General features: G+C 60.9%; 19 protein-coding genes. 10 read left to right on the top strand and 9 right to left on the bottom strand.

Annotated features, from left to right (window positions below):
- Positions 1-178: 178 nt before the first annotated feature.
- From AB4O16_RS00985 to AB4O16_RS00960, 6 genes are all read right to left on the bottom strand, one after another.
- Entirely contained in the window at positions 179-529 is a 351-nt protein-coding gene (locus tag AB4O16_RS00985) for a hypothetical protein (protein WP_460156768.1), read from the bottom strand.
- A 309-nt stretch (positions 530-838) separates the two neighbouring features.
- A complete protein-coding gene (locus tag AB4O16_RS00980) occupies positions 839-1,381 on the bottom strand; it encodes a hypothetical protein (RefSeq protein ID WP_160386938.1) in 543 nt (180 codons plus the stop codon).
- A gap of 324 nt (positions 1,382-1,705) precedes the next feature.
- Complete coding sequence (locus AB4O16_RS00975; protein WP_460156767.1) at positions 1,706-2,668, bottom strand: acetyltransferase; 963 nt, start codon at positions 2,666-2,668, stop codon at positions 1,706-1,708.
- Between the two features lie 12 nt (positions 2,669-2,680).
- On the bottom strand, positions 2,681-3,469 hold the full coding sequence (locus AB4O16_RS00970; RefSeq protein ID WP_460156766.1) for an SDR family oxidoreductase: 789 nt from the start codon (positions 3,467-3,469) through the stop codon (positions 2,681-2,683).
- Between the two features lie 37 nt (positions 3,470-3,506).
- Positions 3,507-4,676, bottom strand: a complete 1,170-nt coding sequence (locus AB4O16_RS00965) for a sulfotransferase family protein (protein ID WP_460156765.1) — start codon at positions 4,674-4,676, stop codon at positions 3,507-3,509.
- Positions 4,673-5,788, bottom strand: a complete 1,116-nt coding sequence (locus AB4O16_RS00960) for a DUF1214 domain-containing protein (protein ID WP_460156764.1) — start codon at positions 5,786-5,788, stop codon at positions 4,673-4,675. The genes AB4O16_RS00965 and AB4O16_RS00960 overlap by 4 nt, the downstream gene beginning before the upstream one ends.
- A 209-nt stretch (positions 5,789-5,997) precedes the next feature.
- On the opposite strand from AB4O16_RS00960, the gene AB4O16_RS00955 reads away from it, so the two are divergent.
- The 4 genes from AB4O16_RS00955 to AB4O16_RS00940 all read left to right on the top strand — a co-directional run bounded on the left by AB4O16_RS00955 (position 5,998) and on the right by AB4O16_RS00940 (position 10,694).
- Positions 5,998-6,468 carry an SRPBCC domain-containing protein gene (locus AB4O16_RS00955; RefSeq protein WP_460156763.1) on the top strand — a complete coding sequence of 157 codons (471 nt, stop codon included), beginning with the start codon at positions 5,998-6,000 and terminating at the stop codon, positions 6,466-6,468.
- 113 nt (positions 6,469-6,581) lie between these two features.
- The gene (cysD, locus tag AB4O16_RS00950; protein WP_460156762.1) at positions 6,582-7,478 is read left to right on the top strand and encodes a sulfate adenylyltransferase subunit CysD; all 897 of its coding nucleotides are present in this window, start codon (positions 6,582-6,584) and stop codon (positions 7,476-7,478) included.
- Positions 7,478-9,370, top strand: coding sequence for a sulfate adenylyltransferase subunit CysN (gene cysN / locus AB4O16_RS00945; RefSeq protein WP_460156761.1), 1,893 nt, complete (start codon positions 7,478-7,480; stop codon positions 9,368-9,370). The genes cysD and cysN overlap by 1 nt, the downstream gene beginning before the upstream one ends.
- A gap of 151 nt (positions 9,371-9,521) precedes the next feature.
- Complete coding sequence (locus AB4O16_RS00940) at positions 9,522-10,694, top strand: helix-turn-helix transcriptional regulator (protein ID WP_460156760.1); 1,173 nt, start codon at positions 9,522-9,524, stop codon at positions 10,692-10,694.
- Positions 10,695-11,089: 395 nt separating this feature from the next.
- Here the strand turns inward: AB4O16_RS00940 and hisD are convergent, their stop codons facing one another.
- A complete protein-coding gene (hisD, locus tag AB4O16_RS00935) occupies positions 11,090-12,373 on the bottom strand; it encodes a histidinol dehydrogenase (RefSeq protein WP_160386947.1) in 1,284 nt (427 codons plus the stop codon).
- A 393-nt stretch (positions 12,374-12,766) separates the two neighbouring features.
- On the opposite strand from hisD, the gene AB4O16_RS00930 reads away from it, so the two are divergent.
- The 3 genes from AB4O16_RS00930 to AB4O16_RS00920 are packed head-to-tail and all read left to right on the top strand — an operon-like array spanning position 12,767 to position 16,904.
- Complete coding sequence (locus tag AB4O16_RS00930) at positions 12,767-13,492, top strand: ThuA domain-containing protein (RefSeq protein WP_160386948.1); 726 nt, start codon at positions 12,767-12,769, stop codon at positions 13,490-13,492.
- On the top strand, positions 13,489-15,276 hold the full coding sequence (locus tag AB4O16_RS00925) for a thiamine pyrophosphate-binding protein (RefSeq protein WP_160386949.1): 1,788 nt from the start codon (positions 13,489-13,491) through the stop codon (positions 15,274-15,276). Before AB4O16_RS00930 ends, AB4O16_RS00925 begins: the two co-directional genes overlap by 4 nt.
- Before the next feature lie 17 nt (positions 15,277-15,293).
- Positions 15,294-16,904 (top strand): FAD-dependent oxidoreductase, encoded by a 1,611-nt coding sequence (locus tag AB4O16_RS00920; RefSeq protein WP_460156759.1) that lies wholly within the window; start codon positions 15,294-15,296, stop codon positions 16,902-16,904.
- A 60-nt stretch (positions 16,905-16,964) separates the two neighbouring features.
- Here AB4O16_RS00920 and AB4O16_RS00915 read toward each other — a convergent pair whose 3' ends face one another.
- Positions 16,965-18,059 carry a LacI family DNA-binding transcriptional regulator gene (locus AB4O16_RS00915; RefSeq protein WP_460156758.1) on the bottom strand — a complete coding sequence of 365 codons (1,095 nt, stop codon included), beginning with the start codon at positions 18,057-18,059 and terminating at the stop codon, positions 16,965-16,967.
- A 61-nt stretch (positions 18,060-18,120) separates the two neighbouring features.
- Positions 18,121-19,206, bottom strand: a complete 1,086-nt coding sequence (locus tag AB4O16_RS00910) for an MFS transporter (RefSeq protein ID WP_256678274.1) — start codon at positions 19,204-19,206, stop codon at positions 18,121-18,123.
- Positions 19,207-19,553: 347 nt separating this feature from the next.
- On the opposite strand from AB4O16_RS00910, the gene AB4O16_RS00905 reads away from it, so the two are divergent.
- The 3 genes from AB4O16_RS00905 to AB4O16_RS00895 all read left to right on the top strand — a co-directional run bounded on the left by AB4O16_RS00905 (position 19,554) and on the right by AB4O16_RS00895 (position 22,335).
- Positions 19,554-20,849: an MFS transporter gene (locus tag AB4O16_RS00905; protein ID WP_460156757.1), complete on the top strand. Its 1,296-nt coding sequence runs from the start codon at positions 19,554-19,556 to the stop codon at positions 20,847-20,849.
- Positions 20,850-20,902: 53 nt separating this feature from the next.
- Positions 20,903-21,355, top strand: coding sequence for a thiol-disulfide oxidoreductase DCC family protein (locus AB4O16_RS00900; protein ID WP_160386953.1), 453 nt, complete (start codon positions 20,903-20,905; stop codon positions 21,353-21,355).
- A gap of 113 nt (positions 21,356-21,468) precedes the next feature.
- Positions 21,469-22,335 (top strand): GNAT family N-acetyltransferase, encoded by an 867-nt coding sequence (locus AB4O16_RS00895; RefSeq protein WP_460156756.1) that lies wholly within the window; start codon positions 21,469-21,471, stop codon positions 22,333-22,335.
- The last annotated feature ends 50 nt before the right edge of the window (positions 22,336-22,385 follow it).

Raw genomic sequence — 22,385 nt, 5'->3', positions numbered from 1 at the left:
TGAACCCGATCATTATCGGCTTCTGCGTTGCACCCAGGCTACGCCTGCTATTCGTTCGTAGGCGGATGGCGCTGCTTATCGATGGTTTCGTTTTGCTTGACTAGCTTCATAGGCTTAATAGATATCTGAGCCGGCAACGGACAAATACCCAGCACTTAACAACCACGTAAATTAGCACTCAGGTGAGCAGTTGAATAATTGCGGTGATTCTGTAAGTGAGAGTATCCGGAGTGCTCAACACGAGAGTCCGACTAACTGACTGACCAACAGCGAGAGGCTTGTCTAAAAAAACAAAAAAATCGATCCATTTTTGGTCGAATCCCCATTCTGCAGAATAAGTACAGCGTTTACCGCCTTGATCGACGAGGAGCCCGGGGTATATTTCATCTTCTTGGCCGTTCCATTCGCAAAGGTGGCAATACATTTTTTCTGATGCAAGTTTTCCATCGGACAAAATTGCATGGACGCAAAGGGATTGGGACTCATCATCAACCAACACCAAATCGATCTGAGCGAATGTCTTGGTCATTTGAATTTCTCCGCTACGGCTTTGCCAAGCTTAGGCCGTTAACGCCAAATCGCCAAGCCTAGGCGGCGCAATCAATGTAATAGAGGTACTATTAATTCAATGGAGTAAAAGTCAAAAAAGGTGTGCGGACGCACAATTTCGGACATTTAGTGGCCGGACTTTTTGATATTTAGTTCGGTGCGCTCCAAAGGGCAGATGCTCTATCCTGATCCCGATGTATGATTTAACATAATATACATTATGCGTACTGACCTATACAGAACTGGGGGGCTCTGGTGTTCAGATTTGAAGCCACGCCCAGGCCTCGATTCACTCTGCCGCAGCTCGTGCCTGCACCTCAACGATGTAATTCAGGACGAACTGATCCTGAGAACCTTGCGCCTTGTAATAGCCAACCACATTGGCCAGCGTCCACCGCAGCAACCTCATCAGCACCGGGTCGGAAAATTTCCAGCTGCTCGACTCATACGGATACCGGCTGTTGGTGAACACGTCGCGGTATCTCTCGAAGGAATCTTCCTGGCTGTCCAGGGACAAGCTGCTACGAATCGCTTCGGGCATCGCATGAAACAACGTCAACAGATCGTGCTTATCAGCCGTTTTACGGTTGGTTTTGCCGACGTTTTTCAGATGTTGGTGAGCCGCGGCCAACGCTACAGAGTCGAGTTTGTAGGTCTCGCCGGATGTACCTTGATGTTGGTCAGGCACGGAAATAAAGCTCTTGAGCAGAATTTCCATACCAATCGCCGCATTGACCTGGGCAACGTGCGGTAGGTTCTGCGCGTCCAGAACCTCACAAGCTTTCAGGTAATTATGAGCGCTTTGAAGCATCCAGCTTGGAAAATGACCCATTGAATACTCCTTTGAATAGGCACCTCAGATGGCTAGAGCCCTTGATTTACGGGGATTTTACCGATTAGACGTGTGCTTGAAAGATACCGAACATGCTTGGAAGATAACGAACAAGGATGAGCTACCCGTAGATCATCTGGTGAGCTACCCTACTCCACTAATAATCATGAGCTATAACTACACTAAACATCTATTTAGTTGAGTTAAGTTTTGACTGTCTTTAACCGCATTAAAATATTGTCAGACTTAAAACAGCAGCGACAATCTGCCTCGCCCGAACGGACTGGAAAGTTGCGCTGCTACCATGGATGAGGACTATTGGTTTCACGGATAACTCGCAAGCAACCGCTGCGCAAACCCAGCCAGATCCGCCTCAGCCAACCGGTTGATCCCGGCCGCACGCTTACGCCCTCCCCCCGTCGGGAACTGACGGCAGAACGCATCCGCCGTCAGTTCAGCGCCTTCAGGTACACGAACGCTGAACGCCCACTCACCATCGGCCCCGGCACTGAGCAGACCGATGGCCAGGTGCGGAGCCTGTGCGGCCAGTTGATTGGCCAGCACCCCGCTGACCCTTCGCGCCCAGGGTTGCGCCGGCAAGCGATAGAGCCGCGCGCCGTGGCCCTCGCACCACGGCGTCAGGTCTGCGGCGGCAGCCATGTCGGCGGCATGCCCTTCTCTCAAGGTGCTGAAGCTGGTGCTTTCGCGGATGAAATCCATTGGATTGCGGTAAGGCAACAGTTCGCCGGCGAGCGCCAACGGATCGAAATGCAGGTCCTCGAGGCTGTCGCCGTAGGCGTTGTAGTTCAACAGCTGACCCAGTTCTTCCAGCGCCGCCTGCTCATCCGCGGTCAGGCCGTGTCGTTCGGCCAGTGCACGCGCCGGACCGGCCAGGCCATCGCCAAACGCGGCGACCACCGCCCAGCGGTGCTCGCGTCCGGCGAGGTGGTTGTCGACCAGGATGCTGGTGCAGACGTCGGCCGCGGTGTCGATAAACGACTCGAATGCCGGATGTCGCGGCAGCTCACCGGCATAGTGGTGATCGAAGTAACGCACCCGGGTACCGGCGTCGAGCAGGCGTTGCGTGTCTTCGCGGTTCTGTTCGTGAGCCACGTCCAGCACGGTGACACGCTCTCCATGGGCGGCGGTTATCCGGCGCAGCAGTGCGATATCGCGCTTGACCCCGCTGATCAGGCGCACCTCGTGGTCCAGTTCGCCGGCCAGACGTAATTGTTGCAGGGCACAGAGGCCATCCGCATCGCCATTAAAAGCGCAGTGATCAATCATCTGTCAGGTTCCTTAGTGCATCACTTCGCCGCCGTTGGCATCCAGTTGTGCGCCGTTGATTGCACTGGCGTAGTCCGATGCCAGGAACAGCGCCGCCCGCGCGCACTCGTCATCGGTGCGCATGCGTCCGCCCGGGATCCCGGCACTGAATTCGGCACGCACCTGTTCTTCACTGACGCCCCGTGCGGCGGCGGTCTGGCGTACCAGCGCCTGGACCGGTTCGCCCCACATCCAGCCACACGCCAGGCCGTTGACCCGCAAGCCATGCACTGCTTGCTCGCTCGCCAGGTAGCGCACCGTCGCGGCCAGCGCGCTTTTTGATGCGGCATAGGCGGCACCGCCCTGATAAGGCTTGCGCACCCCCAGGGTATTGATCATGACAATGGCGCCCGCGCCCTGGGTGCGCATTTGTCCCAGCACGGCGCGGCTCATGTTCAACGAGCCCAGCAGATTGACTTCCAGGGCCTCGCGCAACGGGTCGTTGTCGCCCTCCTCCACGGCCTGAAAGCCGCCATGGGAAAAGGCGCTGTTGAGCAACGCATCGATACGGCCGAATTTTTCCAGGGTGTTGGCGGCGAAGCGGTGACAGGCGTCGGCATCGGTAATGTCCGTGGCAACGCACAACACCTCGCAGGTGTCGGTGAGCGCGAGGATGCGTTGTTGCGCCTCGAGCAGCCGTCCCTTGTCCCGCGCACCCAGGGCGACGGCGCGCGCACCTTCGCGGGCGGCCTCCAGTGCCAACTTGATACCCAGTCCCGGGCCGACACCCGAGACCATCACGACCTTGTCTTTCAACAGCATGGGGAAACTCCTCTTATTGTTATGAACTGCACGGGTTTCAGGCCTGAATGTGCCGGGCTCGATACTCGGCATAGTCGCGTTGCAATATCGCTTCGCTGAGGCCGAACTGGCCGGGGCTGTAGTGATGAACCGCACGCTTTTCACGGCCGTTCGCCTGCAGCCATTGCCCCATGGCCGATCGGGTCTGCGGGGTCAATTCAAGACCGGCAAACTGATAGATCCTTTCGACTACCGCCTGCGGCTCGGCCACGGTGTCTTCGAAGTGCACATCAAGGAAACGCGCTGCGGGCATGCACTCGCGCACGGCCATCGCATGGCGCAATGCACGGGCCATACGGCGGTTCCACTGCTCGCCCACGGCCTCGGCGTCGACCTTGTCGCTGTAGAGCAACCAGAGGGTATGGATAAAGCTGGCCAGTGAAGGAATGGTTTTCGCCGGTTCGCGGTGAGTGAGGACCACCTGCGCCTTGGGAAAAACCTCGAACAGCAGCTCCAGGGTATGCAGATGCTGCGGGCTTTTGAGCAACCAGCGGCGACCAGGCTCGATGCCGCGACGAGCCTGCTGCCATTGCAGGAACTGCAGGGTTCGCTTGAGGTACTGATACACCTGCGTCTGATCCTGAGCGTCAAGCCAGGCGGTATAGCTCGGCACATTGACGTAGGAATCCATGGCGCACAGGAACGAGTGCTCCATGAGCATGAATTCCTCGTCGGGCTGCTCCGCGTCCAACGGGTGGATGGCCAGCAACTGCGGGAGGAATTCGATCATTCCCGCGACTTCGGCGCGTGCCCGGGCGATGCGCTTGAGTGGCTGCTCCAGTGTTTCTCCGGGCAAGGGTGCGGGGTAACGGGTTTCCCACCACTGCGCCTTGCTGAACTGCGGGTCCACCGCCAGTGTGCGCTGCAGCAACGTGGTGCCGGTGCGCGGCAGGCCGACGATCACCAAGGGATCATCGATGGGTTGTTCGAGGATGTCCGGGTAACGCCGAAGGTGATCCTCCATGACCAGGCGGTTGACCAGTTGCCCGAGCAGTTTTTCGCGCAACAGCTCCCGCCCGGAGGACGACAGGCACGCTTCATTGTTCAGGGCGTCAGCCAGTACCAGCAGACCCTGGCGGAACTCGCCGGGGCCGAAATCATCGAGCCCTCCCGCACGGGCGCTGGCTTCGGCCAGCAAGGCATCAAGGGCGAAATCCTCGGCGCTCATCGCACACTCTCCTTCAATTCATCGAGCTTGACCACGCGTGTGGTCGGGTGCACCGGATGCTTGGCCCCCACCCAGCGCAGACAGAGGGTGCCGTGCGGATGGCCGGCGGTTTCCAGCCAGTTCGCCAGGCCGGGATCAGTGCCGCAGAGCACCATGCGCAAGCGGCCATCGGCGTCCAGGCGTGCCGAATGCTTGTTCAGGCAGATGCGGTGGTAGCGGTAGTCGAGCGACTCCATCCAGTAGTTGTTGATCTGCAGATTCCAGAAGTCGCAGTCGGGCACCTGGTCGACCTCGATCAGCAACGCCTCGTCTGCGGCCAGGGCCCAATAGGAGTGGTAATAGAAGATGTTCGGGTCGCCCCCCACTGACTGGCACAGCGCCTGGTCAGCGGCCGGCAGCTGATTGGGGTGGGCCTGGTAACCCTGGGCCCAATCGGCAAACAGTCGGGCGGTGTTCTCGACGAAACTGCCCACCCTTTGCAGGCTTTGCTGCAAGCGTTGTGCGGTCAGCGGCTCGGGTGCCAGGCCAGCATTCAGGCGCTCTATTCGCAGTTGTGCCGGTTGCTCGGTGTTGCGGTCGAGAAACGTCTGGCGCACGATCAGGGCATTGCTCTGCGGCTCCAGTCGCAGCCAGTTGCCTTGGGCCGGCGGGCGCTGGCTGAGGATGATTTCGAAGTTACCCTCGGCATCCAGCGCCAGTAGCCCGGCATCGAGGAAGCCGGTCTGGGTCATCTTGCCATCCGTTTCGTAGCCACCCTTCTGGGAGCCGAAGCTGAGGTAGGCAACGCTGCCACGGTGACCGCTGACCCGGTACTCATGCTCGCCGTTCAGACGCGCATAGCTGTACAGGTTATCCGGGTTGTCAGCGCCGATTTTCGCGGTTTCATGGGACGGCGTGATGAAGCCCGGAAAGTCCGGGTCAGCGAATTCCAGGTGCATTTCCAGGGCAATGCGCAGTAACCGGGTGAGATAGCGAAAGCCTTCGGCACGGGTCTGCACATCGTCCGGCGCTTCGCGGCGCAGTATCTGCTCGCCGCTGCGGCGCAATTGCTCGCAAAAGAGGTTCCAGCTCTCACCGCTGACAACCTCCTGATCGATCCTGTCTGTAACCATGTCGCTCTCCACTGCTGGCGGACATCCCGCCTCTGCCAGTGACATTAGGGAGTACCCGCTTGCCGGTTCTTCGTCCGAGCGGACTAAGTGCCCGCCTAGTCCGCCTGGACGAGGAACGGTCTGCCCCCGAGCGGTGAGGATCGCGCCTGAGCCCAAGGCTTGTTCGCGCCGCTGTTCGCGGTGCGCCGTCATCCTCAGAGGAGTTACCCATGCCCACAGAGAAAAACCTGGTCCGGTCAGTGACCGTGGACATCGCCGCCCCGGCCGATTTTGTCTGGTCGATACTGATCGACCTTGCCCGTTATCCGCAGTGGAACCCGTACACCGTCAAGGTCGAGTCGAGCCTGCAATTGGGCGAAGCGGTCAATCTGTTCCTGCCTGACCCACGCCGGCCAGGTGAGCTGCTGCACGTGATCGAGTACCTGGCGGACATCGAACCCCACCGGTTACTCGCCTGGGAGATGTACGCCAACGCCGACAACCCCGACGCCGCCCGGCGCGAGCAGTTGATCGAACGCACCGGCGCGAACAGTTGCCGTTACCACACCACCGACCAGTTCCTCGGCGCGACCGCAGACCAGGTCATGGCCAACCACGGTCCCTGGGTGCAACAGGGCTTCGACGCCGTTGCCCGGGCCCTCAAGGTCCGCGCCGAGTCGCTTTACGCGTCCGTCGCGTGACCCTCAGCCGCTGGCGCCCTCTTCGTCCGAGCAGACGAAGAAGCGCCAGTGGCGCTTTACCTACCGTGATGTCCAGCCGGAGCCCAACCCGGCAGAACTCGAGGAGGTATCCGATGTTGACTCATCTGCAATGGCTGGAAGCGGAAAGCATCCAGATCATCCGCGAAGTGGTCGCCGAATGTGAAAACCCGGTGATGCTTTACTCCATCGGCAAGGACAGCGCCGTGATGCTGCACCTGGCGATGAAAGCCTTCGCCCCGGGCAAGCCGCCCTTCCCCTTGCTGCACGTGGACACCACCTGGAAGTTTCGCGAAATGATCGCTTTCCGCGACCAGACCGCTGCACGCCTGGGCCTGGAACTGCTGGTGCATATCAATCCCGAGGGCGTGGAAAAGGCCATCGATCCCTTTACCCACGGCTCGTCCCTGCACACCGACGTGTGGAAGACCCAAGGTCTGAAGCAGGCCCTGGACCACTATGGTTTCGACGCGGCTTTCGGCGGTGCCCGCCGCGATGAAGAGAAGTCGCGGGCCAAGGAACGCATGTTTTCCCTGCGCTCGGAACAGCATCGCTGGGACCCCAAGCAACAGCGTCCCGAGCTTTGGCGCTTGTACAACACACGCAAGCGCAAGGGCGAAAGCCTGCGGGTATTCCCGTTGTCGAACTGGACCGAGCTGGATATCTGGCAGTACATCTACCTCGAACAGATCCCCATCGTGCCGCTGTATTTCGCCAAGGAGCGTCCTGTCGTGCAGCGCGACGGCACGCTGATCATGGTCGACGACGAGCGACTGCCGCTCAAGCCGGGCGAAACCCCGCAAATGCGCAAGGTGCGTTTCCGCACGCTCGGCTGTTACCCGCTGACCGGCGCCATCGACAGCGACGCCGACAACCTGCCGGCGATCATCAGCGAGATGCTGGTCAGCCGTACGTCTGAACGTCAGGGGCGACTGATCGACAGCGACTCGGCCGGTTCCATGGAGAAAAAGAAACAAGAGGGGTATTTCTGATGAGCGCGCTGAACGAAACCTTCAATGACGACCTGACGCCCTATCTGCAACAGCAACAGAACAAGCAGCTGCTGCGTTTCATTACCTGTGGCAGTGTCGACGATGGCAAAAGCACCCTGATCGGCCGCCTGCTGTATGAGTCCAAGGTACTGTTCGAGGACCAGTTGGGCCAACTGGAAGCCGACTCGAAAAAGCTCGGCACCCAGGGTGACGAACTGGATTTCGCCCTATTGGTCGATGGCTTGAGCGCCGAGCGCGAGCAAGGCATCACCATCGATGTGGCGTACCGTTTTTTCGCCACCGACAAGCGCAAGTTCATCGTTGCCGACACCCCCGGCCACGAACAATACACCCGCAACATGGTCACCGGCGCCTCGACCGCCGACCTCGCGGTGATCCTCATCGATGCCCGCCAGGGCATACTGACCCAGACCCGCCGGCACAGTTACCTGGTGTCGCTGCTGGGCATCCGCAAGGTTGTGGTCGCCATCAACAAGCTGGACCTGATGGACTATTCACAAGCGTTGTTCGAGCGCATCGAAGCGGATTATCGCGCGTTCGCCAAGCAGATCGGCCTGCATGACATCCAGTGCATCCCGCTCTCGGCTCTGCGTGGCGACAACATGCTTGAAGCCAGCCCGAACACACCCTGGTACCAGGGGCCTACCCTGCTCCAGCATCTGGAAAACGTCCCGCTTGAGCAGGCTCGACAAGTAGACGCCGCGTTTCGCCTGCCCGTGCAATGGGTGAATCGGCCGAACCTCGATTTCCGTGGTTACTGCGGCAATGTCGCGGCCGGCAGCGTCAGCGTCGGTGATCGTATCCGCGTGCTGCCATCGGGGCAGCAGAGTGAAGTCACTGCCATCCTCGGCAGCGCCGGGCAACAGCAGCAAGCCGTTTGCGGCCAGGCCGTCACCCTGACCCTCAAGGATGAAATCGATATCAGCCGCGGCGACTTGATGGTGCTGGCCGATGCACCGGCGGCCGTTGCCGACCAGTTTGAAGCGACGCTGGTGTGGATGGACGAAGAGCCGATGCTGCCCGGGCGTCCCTACCTGATGAAGATCGGCTGCCGGACCGTCAGCATGAGCTGCGCCAACCTCAAGCACCGGGTCGATGTGAACAGCCTGGAACACCTGGCGGCGAAAACCCTGGAGCTGAACGGTATCGGCGTGTGCAACCTGCACCTGGACCGGCCGATCGCCTTCGATGCTTACGCCGACAACCGCGATACGGGTGGCTTCATCATTATCGATCGCTTGAGCAACCGCACGGTCGGCGCCGGCATGCTGCACTTTGCCTTGCGTCGCGCGCAGAACGTGCACTGGCAGGCCATCGACGTGAACCGCGAAGCCCATGCGACGCTCAAGGGGCAGTCACCGCGAATCCTGTGGTTCACCGGGTTGTCCGGTGCGGGCAAGTCGACCATTGCCAACCTGGTGGAGCGCAAGCTGCACACCCTTGGCCGGCACACTTACCTGCTCGATGGCGACAATGTCCGTCATGGCCTCAATCGCGACCTGGGCTTCACCGAAGCCGACCGGGTGGAGAACATCCGTCGGGTCTCGGAAGTGGCGAAGCTGATGCTCGATGCCGGCCTGATCACCCTGGTGTCGTTCATCTCGCCGTTCCGTGCCGAGCGCGAGATGGCACGCCGCCTGGCGGGAGACGGCAATTTCCTCGAGATTTTCGTCGACGCGCCGCTGGCCCTGGCCGAACAGCGCGACCCCAAGGGCCTGTACCAGAAAGCCCGGCGCGGTGAGCTGAAGAACTTCACCGGGATCGACTCGCCTTACGAGCCGCCGGTAGCGCCGGACATCCACATCGATACCCGCCATGAGTCGGCCGAAACGGCCGCCGAGCGTATCGTCGAGGCACTGAGGGCACTGTAAAAGCCAATGAGCAGCGCTATACCGGCCTGTACCGGTGTGGCGCGGCCCTATCACATAACCCGATTGCCAGCCTAAGCCATACGGACGATTTTCCCGCCGTGGGCGCGATCAATACTCGAACGACAATAACAAGCAATAGTGAGGCGCATCCATGAACCTCCCTTTTCCGGCCTGCAAGGACCTTCAGTCCCATACCGACATTCCGTCTGCCGAACTCAGCAGCTTGCTTGCCCTGGTCTATCAAGGCCCCCTTGAGTCGACCCCCTGGTCCGGCCTGCTGGAAACCTTGCGCCAGCGTTTCGAGGCAAGCTTCTTCACCCTGGTGCTGCGCAACCCCGACCATGAACGGCCGGGGCTGATCGTCAACGCGTCGATTCATGGTCCGCTGCTGCCAGGCGAGCCGTTCTACAGCGAACAGTACTACTCGATCTGCCCCTTCATCGACTGGCCCGTCGAGCAGGTGGCCAGTGCCGATCAGGTGCTGGGAACGGAGACCTGGCTGGCCCACGACTTCTACCGTAATTATCTGCAGCCGCTGGATTTGCGCCACGTTCTGGTCGCCAACATGCGCACGCCCACGGGCATGCATTGCGCGTTGTTCGCTTGCCGCAACCACGCCAGCCGCGACTTCGATGCCGCGGAGACTGCCCTGATCCGCCTGCTCCTGCCCCACCTGCAACAAGCGGTGGACCTGCATTCGGCCGTAGAGCAACTGGACTCCGAACGCCAACTCTATGCCGCGACCATCGACCGTCTGATGGTGGGCACGGCGATCCTCGACGATAACGGCACCATGATGCGTTGCAACCGCGCGGCCCAGCGCCTGTTTGACAGCCGTGACGGCCTGGAATGCCGGCACGACAAGCTCTGTGCCTTCACCAGCCAACAGAACCGCAGGGTGCAACAAGCCATCCAGGCCGTATTGAAACAACGCCAGCGTGGCCTCGATGACATCGAAGTGTTGACCCTGACCCGGCCAAGCGGCGAGATGCCACTCAATTTGCTGCTGCGCCCCATCCCCATGAGCTATCAAGCCCGCAACGGCGCACGCCGGCCCGCCGTGGCGGTATTCATCCGCGACCCGTCGGATTCACCGCAGGCATCGCGAAACCTGCTGCGCAGCCTGTTCCAGCTGACGCCGACGGAAACCGAAGTGGCCATGCTCGTCATGGACGGGCAAACCCTCGACGAAACAGCCCTGGCCCTCGGGGTTTCCCGCAACACGGTGCGCGCCCACCTGCGCGGAGTGTTCGCCAAGACCGGCGCCACCCGCCAGGCGCAACTGGTCAAGACACTGCTCAACAGCGTGGCGTCGCTCGGGTAGGAGCCGGCTTGCCGGCGATGGACTCCAGTGCGCCGCGTTTTATCCGGGTTACACGCGTCATCGTTAACGACCATCGCTGCGATGCGGCGACCCGACGAGCCAGCTCCTACACGGGATCTCCTGACCTTCAAACCTTGTAGGAGCCGGCTTGCTGGCGATGGACTCGAGTGCGCTGCGTTTTATCCGGGTTACACGCGTCATCGTTAACGACCATCGCTGGCGAGCCAGCTCCCACACGGAATCTCGTGACCTTCAAACCTTGTAGGAGCCGGCTTGCCGGCGATGGGCTCGAGTGCGCCGCGTAAATCCGGGTTCACACGCGTCATCGTTAACGACCATCGCTGAAAGCCAAAAAAAAGCTCCCCGAATGGGGAGCCTTTTTTACCACTGGACGATCAGACCGCCTGTTTGTAGCGGCGAATCCGGATATCCGCCTGTTCCTTGTGCCCGGCAAAACCTTCCATGCCGCACAAGCGCGAGCAGTACTCGCCGACCAGCACAGACGCTTCGTCAGTCAGGACGCGCTGATAGGTGCAGGTCTTGATGAACTTGCCGACCCACAGGCCGCCGGTGTAACGCGCGGTTCCGGTGGTGGGCAGTGTGTGGTTGGTGCCGATCACCTTGTCGCCGTAGGAGACATTGGTGCGCTGCCCGAGGAACAACGCGCCGTAGTTGGTCATGTGTTCCAGGAAGTACAGAGGGTCACGGGTCATGACCTGGACGTGTTCGGAGGCAATGCGGTCGGCTTCCTCGACCAGTTCGTCCACGGTGTCGCACAGGATGATCTCGCCATAGTCACGCCAGGCAACGGAGGCCACGGGCGCGGTCGACAAAATGCCCAGCTGGCGCTCGATTTCCGCCGGCAGGGTTTCCGCCAGCTCAGCGCTGTTGGTCAAAAACACCGCTGGCGAGTTGACGCCGTGCTCGGCCTGCCCGAGCAAGTCCGCGGCAATGATTTCGACGTCAGAACTGTCGTCGGCGATCACCAGCGTTTCGGTCGGGCCGGCAATCAGGTCGATGCCGATCTTGCCGAACAGCTGACGCTTGGCTTCGGCGACATAGGCGTTGCCCGGGCCGACGATCATATCGACCGGCTTGAAGGCATCGGTGCCCAACGCCAACGCAGCAATGGCCTGGACGCCGCCAACGCAATAGATTTCATCGGCGCCGGCCAGGTACATGGCCGTCACGATGGCCGGATGAGGCTTGCCGTCGAACGGTGGCGCCGCTGCAACCACGCGCTTGACGCCCGCAACCTTGGCCGTCAATACGCTCATGTGTGCCGATGCCAGCAATGGATACTTGCCGCCAGGGATGTAGCAGCCCACCGAGTTCACCGCAATGTTGCGATGCCCGAGGATCACGCCCGGGAGCGTTTCGACTTCGACATCGTGCATCGAGGCTTTTTGCACTTCGGCAAATCGCCGCACCTGTGCCTGCGCAAACTTGATGTCACCGATTTCCTGTTCCGAAAGACTGGCGACGCACGCGGCGATTTCTTCGTCGGTCAGGCGGAAGGTGGCAGGCTCCCACTTATCGAATTTCTTCGAATACTCGCGAACGGCTGCATCGCCGTTTTTGGCGACATCGGCAATGATCTGCTCGACCGTATCGCGCACTTGCGCAGCGATTTCGGCTTGGGCTTCGACCGGCTTACTTTTTTTCAGATAACGAATCATCAATTTGCTCCTGGTGGTTCTTGATGCACGCAACATGCACTCAGCATTGGCAAACATCTTTTCGCACCCCCCTGCTCCGGGCAATTTCGCAGCCGCCTTATTGCTGACGCGATCTGACGCAGCACAGACGCAAAGTTGAAGCACTTGCGGCAGCGCAGCCGCTCTGGCGCGGGCGATCGTGTTATTCGTATAACCTTTTATTATCAAAACCGACTTGAACAAAACCGTTCTACTGTCCGTGCTTGTTCACCGCATCTCCACGCAAACCCAAGCCGGCCTGGCTATTCCATTAAATTTGATCAAGGCATTGACAGCGCCGTTTTGAGTGATAGCTTAAATAAGCGGTTATACGTATAACCTAACAATCACACCCAACTTAAGAGGTGACCAACCGTGAGTCGAGTCTTGTATCTATACGGTGGCTGGCCCGGCCATTTCCCCTATGAAATCGCCGCATGGGCCCGGACCGTTTTCCAGGAGCTGGATTTCGACGTTGAAGAGTCCACCGACATCTTCACATTGGACAGGGATTTGACCGGTTACGACCTGATCGTGATTGGCTGGAACAACGCGGTCACCACGGAAACGCTGACCGCCTCGCAGGAAAACCGCCTGCTCGAAGCGATCGAAAGCGGCACCGGCCTGGTGGGTTGGCACGGTGCGGGGGCGGCCTTTCGCGCAAGCCTCAAGTACCACTGGGTACTGGGCGGCTCCTTTCTCGAGCATCCGATGGGCGAAGGCTTTCCCCATCCTTACCAGGTCAACGTCATCGACCGCACGCATGAGGTCACTCAAGGCGTCGAGGATTTCGAGGTGCGTTCCGAGCAGTACTACATGCAGGTGGACCCGAACATCCATGTGCTCGCCGAAACCACCTTCGATGGCAACCCGTTCCCGTGGATCAAGGGCCATCGCAGCCCGGTTGCCTGGGTACGCCAGTGGGGCCTGGGGCGCGTTTTCTACCACTCCATCGGACACGACACCAGCAACCTGGCCGATCCCAATATCCGCCGCCTGACCAAACAGGGCCTGAACTGGGCAACGCGCGGACGAGCTGAAGGTCACGGCAAAACCACCGCATCCACCCCGCTTTCATCAACCCAAGGAGTCCTGTCATGAGCAAATTGACCGGCAGCCAGATCGTCGCACAAACCCTGAAAAACTACGGCGTCGAGTATGTCGCCGGCATTCCCGGCCACGGTATCTGGACACTCACCGACGCCTTCCTCGAAGAAGACTCGAAACTCAAGTTCATCCAGGTCTTCCACGAACAGAGCGCCGTGCATCTGGCCGATGGTTACTACCGCGTGGCCGGCAAGCCGATGGCGGCGGTCACCTCCATCGGTGCCGGTGCTGCCAACACCGTGATCGGCATGGCCACCGCGTTCACCGACTCCACCAGCCTGATGCTGATCACTGGTGGGCCGCCCACGCACATGCGTGGCCACGGTCTGCTGCAGGAGCTGGAACGCTACACCGACAATGACTTCCCGAAAATCGCCGAAGCCGTGACCAAGCGCCACTGGGTCGCGACGCGTGTTGAAGAGCTGCCGTTCATGATGCATCGGGCCTGGAGCTCGATGGTCACCGGCCGCCCGGGTCCGGTGCATCTGGAAATCCCGATGGATGTCCAGGCCGAAGCCGCGGAAGTGACCCTGCATGCCCTGGAAGAACGCACGCCGATCGGCAAGTGCTTCCCGGATCCGGCGGCCACGGCCCGCGCCGTTGAAGAACTGCAGGCCTGCAAGCGCCCGGTGCTGGTCATCGGTGGTGGTGTCATCACGGGCGAGGCCAGCGCTGAAGTGCTCGCCCTGGCCGAGGCCTGGAAGATTCCGGTGGTCACCACCTGGAACGGCAAAAGCGGCTTCCCCGAAGACCACCCGTTGTTCGCCGGCAGCGTCGGCCAGACCGGCACCATGTGCGGCAACAAAGTAGCCTCCACCGCCGATGTGATCATCGCCGTGGGTTGCCGCTTCACCGACTGGTCGTCGTCCAGTTATGCCAAGGGCGTGACCTTCGCCATTCCGCCGTCGAAGTTGATCCACATCGACATCGACCCGCACGAAATTGGCAAGAACTACCCCGTCACCGTGGGCATCTGTGCAGACGCCAAACACGCGCTGGCCCATATCGTCGAAGGCCTGAAAGGCCAGACTGTCGATCGCGAGGAGTACCTCAGCGACCTGCGCGGTTATCAGGACGAATGGGAAACCAAACTGGCCGGCCGTCGTGACTCCGACCGTTTCCCGTTCACCTCGCAACGTCCATTGGGCGCGTTGCGCAAGATCTTCCCGCGCGACACCATCGTCGTGGTCGGTTCCGGCAACACCCAGGGCGCGGTCAAGCAGACCTTCCCGGTCTATACCCCGCGCACGCACCTGACCTCCGGCGGGTTCTCCTCCATGGGCTGGGCCGTGCCTGCCGCCATCGGCGCCAAACTGGCGGCGCCGAACCAGCCGGTGGTCTGCATCCTGGGCGACGGTGATTTCCTGATGACGTCGCAGGAAATCGCGATTTGCGTGACCAACAACATTCCGGTCGTGTTCATGATCCAGAACAACGCCGGGTACATGTCGATTCGCGGTGGCCAGCGCAAGCAGACCAGCCGCCATATCGGCACCGAGTTCAACCATCCGGACGGCACGCCATACAGCCCGGACTTCAAAGCGGTGGGCGAAGCCTTCGGCCTGAAGTCTTACCGTGTGGAGCGCCCGGAAGACCTTGAGCCGATCCTCCAGGAGGCCCTGGACCTTAACGCTCCGGTGCTGATCGAAATCCCGACCGACCGCGACGCCGCCGGCCCTTGGGTACCGGGCTGGTGGGACTTCCCGATTCCCGAATACATCACTGACGAACGTCAGGACGAGTACTGGCAAATCCGCAATTCCGAACAACACCTGTAAGAACTGGAGCAGCTCAAATGAGTGATGCATTGATTTCGCATCATGCAGAGCTGAATCCACAATCGGGGGCGCCGCGCGAACCGCGCGCCCTCGACGTGGTGACACCTGATGCAGATGGCAATATCAATTGTGATGTGGTGATTATCGGCTCGGGCATGGGCGGTTCGACCTTTGCCCATGCACTGCGTGACAGCGGGCTGGACATCGTGATCGTCGAACGCGGGGATTTCCTGCCGCGAGAAATACACAACTGGAGTGCCGAATCGGTCTTCGGACAAGGCCGTTACCGCAATGCCGAGCAATGGCTGGACGAAGCCAACCAACCCTTTTCGCCTGGGGTGTTTTATTACGTCGGCGGAAACACCAAATTCTATGGCGCGATGCTGCCACGGTTTCGCGAAGAAGACTTTGCCGAAATCCGCCACGCCGAAGGCCTCTCCCCGGCCTGGCCGATCAGCTATGCCGATCTGGAACCCTGGTACGCCGAGGCGGAAAAACTCTACCGGGTACACGGCCAGGCAGGCGTCGATCCCAGCGAGCCCTGGCGCTCGGGCCCCTACCCACAACCGGCGCTCGAGCACGACCCTGCCCTGGCTTCCCTGGAGCAGAGCATGCGCCGCTCAGGCCTCAAGCCTTTCGTGATGCCTGCGGCCGTGGACTATGGCAATGGCGGTGACTGCGTACTGTGTTCAACGTGCGATGGTTATCCTTGCCTGCTGGACGCCAAGGCTGACGCTGAAGTTTCTGCCCTGAGACCGGCCTTGCGCAGCGCAAGCGTCAGGTTGCTGACCCGTACCACGATCAAGCAACTGAAAACCGCAGCGGACGGGCGCACAGTCACGCACGCCCACGGCCTGATCGATGGTCGCGCCGTGACGCTGCACGCCAAGCGCTTCGTTCTGGCCTGCGGAGCGGTGAACAGCGCCGCGCTGTTGCTCAAGTCGGCAAACGAACAGCACCCCGAAGGCCTGGGCAACAGTTCCGGGCAAGTGGGTCGCAACTACATGGTGCACAACAGCACCTTCATGCTGGCGGTCGACCCTCGACGCAAAAACAAGGTGATCTTCCAGAAGACCCTGGCCATCAACGACTGGTACAGCGCCGGTGCGAACAACTCGTTCCCCCTGGGGAACGTGCAGATGCTGGGGAAAATCCGCGAACCGATGATCACTTCCATGCGTCCGTGGCTGCCGAAGTTCGCCTCGCGCTATATCACCGATCACAGCGTCGACCTGTACCTGACGTCGGAGGACCTGCCGACCGGGGAGAACCGGGTCACCTATGACGCAGAGCGCGGTGCGATCAAGGTCCATTGGCAACCCAACAACCTCAAGGCCCATGAAGGCCTGGTGAGCAAGACCAGCCAGGTCATGCGGGCGGCTGGCTACCCGCTGATCCTGAAAGCGCGCATGGGCATTGCCACCAACTCCCATCAATGCGGTACGGCGGTCATGGGCAAGGACCCGGCGTCGAGCGTGCTGGACACCAATTGCAAGATGCATGACCTGGACAATGTCTGGGTGGTCGACAGTTCTTTCTTCCCGTCATCGGCCGCGGTCAATCCGGCACTCACCATCGCCGCCAACGCCCTGCGGGTCGCGGCGAACTTCAGGCAATTGGCGCCGTGAACGGCATAGGGTGAAAGTGAAGGCTGCGGTTGTCACCGCAGCCTTGTTCATCGAACGGTGTCAAGCGTCCTGCACCTTGCGCGTCGAAGTGCGCACGATCAGCTTGGTGGCGAAAATCTTCTGTTCAGGCGCCAGCGGAGCATCGGCCGGCGCATTCAACTGCTCGGTCAACAGCCTTGCCGCATAGACGCCTTTCTCGACGATGGGCTGGCCAATGGTGGTCAGGCCCAGTTGCACCGCCTCGGGAATATCGTCGAAGCCAATCACCGAAAGGGCTTGTGGAACCTCGCGATTGAGCGCGTGGGCGGTTTTCATGCACGCGATCGCCATGACATCCGAACAGGCAACCACTGCCGTGACGTCGCTGGATGTCAGCAAGGTAAAGGCCGCGGCTTGCCCGGACGTCGAATCCAGCCCGCCGGCCTCGATGATGCTCAGGTCCTCGAATGCCAGGCCCGCTGCACTGGCCTCCTCCACATAGCCGGTCAGCCGCTCCCTGACGATACGCTCGCTGGCACTCTTGAAGCGGTGCCGGTCGATAGGGCCGCGATAGCCGTCCGGGTTCAGACGGTCGATGATGACCCCTATCTTGCGGTGCCCCAGCTCGAGCAAGTGACGCATCTGCGCGCGTGCGGCACCGCGGTCATCGATCCCGACAAAAAAAGAACCTTCCACCAACGGCGAATCGATCACCACAAACGGAATGTTCTGTTTCACCACGGCCAGCACGGCTGGATGGTCGTCAGGCAGGGTCGAGATGATCAAGCCATCCACCAGCCCGCGCAGCGCGAGGCTGCCGTGGTTCGCGGCGGGTGTGCGGCCAATGATCCGATTGTTGTTGAGCGGGAACAACGTCAGCGCGACGTTCTCCAGTTCGCCCACCTCGCTGATCCCGCGCAGCAAGGCAACGGTGCAAGGGTCGGCGAACGCCAGGGACAACTTGTCCATCATCATCAACCCGATCGCCCCGATCTTGCCCGAGCGAAGGCTGCGGCCAAGCACATTGGGTCCCGGGTAGCCCAATGACGCGGCTATGGCAAGGATATGCTCACGTTGGGCCTCGGACAGTTTGGATGGGCGATTGTAGGCGTAAGACACCGCAGGCTGAGACACCCCCGCCGCCAGTGCTACATCTTTCATTGAAACGGATGCCATCGCTTGCTTCCCGATCTGTTTTGAAAACCTCATGAGAGGTCAGTAAAAAAACGCCATGTGCTCAGTGTAACCGTTGCGGCGAAACCTTCGGAACCAGTCGAGTGGCACTGAAAATGATCGCGATCATCAACGAGGCAACGACGAGCAATGCCAGCGAGAGGTTGCTTGCATGGGCGACGAACCCGATGGCCGCCGGCCCCATCAATATGCCGAGGTAGCCCAGGCTGGTGGCGGCGGCAATGGCCAGCTCACCGGGCATCGACGTTTGCGCGCCTGCCAGCGACAGGTAGACCGGAGCGATGTTGGCCAGACCTGCGCCTATCACCGCGAACCCCACGAGATTCAACAGCCAGTCATTGGCCAACACCACCATCGCGAACCCGGACATGACCACCAGTCCGCCGCCGATGAGCACCACCCGCGCGCCCAGCTTCAACAGTATCCGGTCTCCGTTCAATCGGCCCAGCGCCATCATGACCGCAAACACCGCGTAGCCCAGGCCGGCCAGCGAGTGCTGGACACCTCGCTCGTCAGCCAGGAACACCGCGCTCCAGTCGAGGATCGCCCCTTCCGCAAGGAAGGCGAACAGGCAAAGCATACCCAGCAGTAATACCTTTCGGGTTGGCCTGACAAATATCGGGGCGCCTTCGTCACCGCTGCGCCCCAGCAATTGCCGGCCATGCGTGAGGACGAAGGCGACCAGGATCGCCATGACCGCACTGCTTGCCACCAACGGCGTGGCGCCCAGCCATAACAATGCGGTGATACCTGCCGCACTGATAATCGCTCCAAGGCTGAACAGCCCATGAAAGCCGGACATGAGCGAGCGTCCGGTCGCGCGTTCGACCATGACGCCCTGAACGTTCATCGTCACGTCGACCGACCCACACCCTGCCCCGAACACGACAAGACTGAACATCAAGCCGGCGAAGGAATGCGTCGTCGCCAACAAAGGCAAGGTCAGCAGCACCAGGGCAATACCCACGTGCATCGTAAAGCGACAGCCCCTGCGCGCATTGAGAATGCCCGCCAGCGGCATCATCACCAGTGACCCCAGGCCAAGGCACAGCAACAGCAGCCCCAGTGCCGCGTCGTCTATCCCCGCCCTCGTGCGCGCATAGGGCACCAACGGCGCCCAGGCGCCCATGCACACCCCAGACAACAGGAACGTCGATCGATAGGCCGGCAGATGAGGCGTAGCGCACGGCAGTAGCAATTCTTGAGACGACACGGACACCCCTGTGCTCGGATTATTTCCAGTTATACGTATAACTCAAAATAATCCGTTCGGCCACAGGATCCATTAAAAACCGGCAGCCTCGGTGAACCGGGTTGCGTGCTATACGTCGCCTGACTTGAGAATGACGCTCGAAACAGTTGACATCAGTGGCGCCACCAATGCTATTTTTGCTGGAGTTATACGTATAACCCTTTCTCGTCTTATCCAGCTTTTGCATGCACACCCAACAAAAACAACAGGGACAATGCAGCGTAATGAATAACGTTAAAAAAACTCCAGTGCCCAAACGCATCCGCAAGGCGCGTATCGCGACCTTTCTCGGATTCATGATGATCGGCGCAATGATGTACATCTGGTCGACCGGGGTGAGTGTGTTCAGGACACAACTGGGCTTTACCGGTGAGCTGGGTGACGCCAACTTCGGCCTGATCGCACTCGGGGTCGGCGTCGGCTCGGCGGCCGGCGCACTGCTGGTCGGCCGTCTGCTGGACTCCTTCGGTGCAAAACCGGTGATCACCGTGTGCGCCCTCGCCTACCCGCTGTCGATTATCCCGCTGGGTTTCGTCAGCGGTTTCTGGTTCGCGATGTGCTTTGGCGTTGTCCTGGGTTTGCTGCGCGGCGCCCTGGATACGGCGCTGAATGCCCATGGCGTGCAGGTCGAGCGGTTTTATCAGCGCTCGATCATGTCCGGCTTCCATGCGTTCTATTCGCTGGGTGGTTTTCTGCTGGGGATGGCCTGCAGCTGGCTGACGGGGTTCTACACCGACAGCGTACAAGTGCCCTTTACCGTGCTGGGTATCGCCATGCTGATCGTCGGCTGCATATTCAGCCGGTGGCTGCTGGGCAAGCATGACGTCCCCGACGCTGCCCTGGGCGACTGGCAAGCGGGCGCTCAGACCGCAGATGAAATCGGCAAGGGGCCGTCGACCAAAACGTTTCTGGTGATGATTGCGCTCGGTACCCTGCTGCTGGGCAGCATGATGGGTGAAAACGCAATCGCCGACTGGGGCCAGGAATACATTCGCCGCGAGTTCTCCACCTCGACTTCCACCGCGGGCATGGCGGTGTCGATATTCGTCGGTGCGGCGTTCATCGGGCGTCTGTTTGGCGACCGGCTGGCGGCAACCTTCGGCAATGCCCAAGTGGTGTTCGCCTGCGGGACGGTCTGCGTCCTTGGCATGACCCTCACCATCGTCGGCGGCACGGCCGTTACCGGCATCCTCGGCTTCGCGTTGTTCGGCCTCGGCCTTTCCTGCATCGCGCCGCTGATGATTTCCGCCGCCGGACGCCGGGACCCGCAACATGCGGGCCGCAACATCGGCATCGTCAATTGCATCGGTTTCTCCGGCATGCTCGTGGGGCCCGCCGCCATCACCGTGATCGTCAGCCATTTCGGTCTGGATTCGCTGATGTTCTTCCCGTTGATCATGCTGGGCCTGCTGGCAACATTCGGCCCGCTGCTGATGAGGGCGCCAAAAAACGACAAACGGGTAAAACAGTGCGCCGCCACCACACCGGCGCCTAGCTCATCGGCCCGATGCAGACGCTAACGCTGGCACACGGTTATGATCCGGGATCACCAGGCTCCCTCGGACCCACGCCAATGCCAGCCTCGCAAGTCCGCCCCTCGCCCGCGCCACTGCTCGAACCCGGTGAGACGGTGGTCTTGTTCGACGGTGTCTGCAAACTGTGCAACGGCTGGGTGCGGTTCCTGATTCGCCATGACCGCCAGCGGCGCCTGCGGCTGGCGGCGGTTCAGTCACCCGAGGGGCAGGCTCTGCTCGCCTGGGCGGGTTTGCCCCTGGACCGATTCGACACCCTGGCGGTGATCCGCGACCGGCACTACTGGGACCGTTCGGATGCCTATTTCGAAGTCTTTGCCCAGCTGCCCGCACGCTGGCGCCCGGTGAATCTGTTGCGCATCTTCCCGCGCAAACTGCTGGACTGGGCCTACGACCGCATTGCGCTAAACCGTTATCGACTCTTCGGCAAATACGACACCTGCCTGTTGCCTGATCCCGATCATGAACAGCGCTTCCTGAAAATGCCCCGATGAGCGCCTTGAGCTGACGTGACGACCTGGCTCAATACCCGGCTTGAAGCTATACCCAAAGGGTTCGGCGTGGGGATTGACCACAGGCCTGGTCAGCGACTGAGGAGAACTTCGCGGTGTCGAATCAGCTGGTCATACGCAACATGACCCGTCCCGAGCTGGACGAGCTCGTCGATTGGGCTGCCCGTGAGGGTTGGAATCCCGGTTTTCACGATGCCGAGCTGTTCTGGGCCACGGACCCTGACGCCTTCATCGCGGCGTGCCGGGGCGACGAACTGATCGGCGGCGGCGCCATCACCTCCTACCATGGCGATTTCGGTTTCATGGGGTTTTTCATCGTCCGGCCCGAATTTCGCGGTCAAGGACTGGGCAATACCCTCTGGCACGCACGCCGCGAGCGCCTCCTCACCCGCCTGCACCCTGGCGCGAGCATCGGCATGGACGGCGTCTTCGCGATGCAGGACTACTACGCCAAGGGTGGTTTCGTCTTCTCCCATCGCAACATGCGTTTTCGTGCCGGGATCAGCCAACGCTCCTCCCAGGCAGGCGACGAAGACATCGTGCCGTTGGCCAGCGTGCCGTTCGAGCAGGTTGTCGATTACGACCGCACCTGTTTCCCCGCCGAGCGCGCCACCTTCCTCAGCGGCTGGATAGCCCAGCCCGATGCACTCGCCGTGGGTTGTCGGCGCGACGGCAGGCTGAGCGGCTATGGCGTGGTCAGGCGCTGCCGGGAAGGCTGCAAGATCGGTCCCTTGTTCGCCGATGACGCCCGGGCAGCCAATGCCCTGTACTCGCGCCTGGCGCAATTTGCGCTGGGTGGCCCGCTGTTTCTCGATGCCCCGCAGAACAACCCCGCGGCAATGGCACTGGTGCAGCAACAGGCCATGACCGAGGTGTTCGGCTGCGCACGCATGTACCTCGGCCCTCCCCCGGCGATCGCGCACGAACGCGTGTTCGGCGTCACCACCTTCGAGCTGGGCTGATGTCCGCCCGCGACTTGACCGGTTATGGCGGCCGCCCGCCCCACCCGCAC

Source organism: Pseudomonas sp. S2_H10 (assembly GCF_054668285.1).
This window is presented reverse-complemented; position numbering and strand designations above follow the sequence as displayed.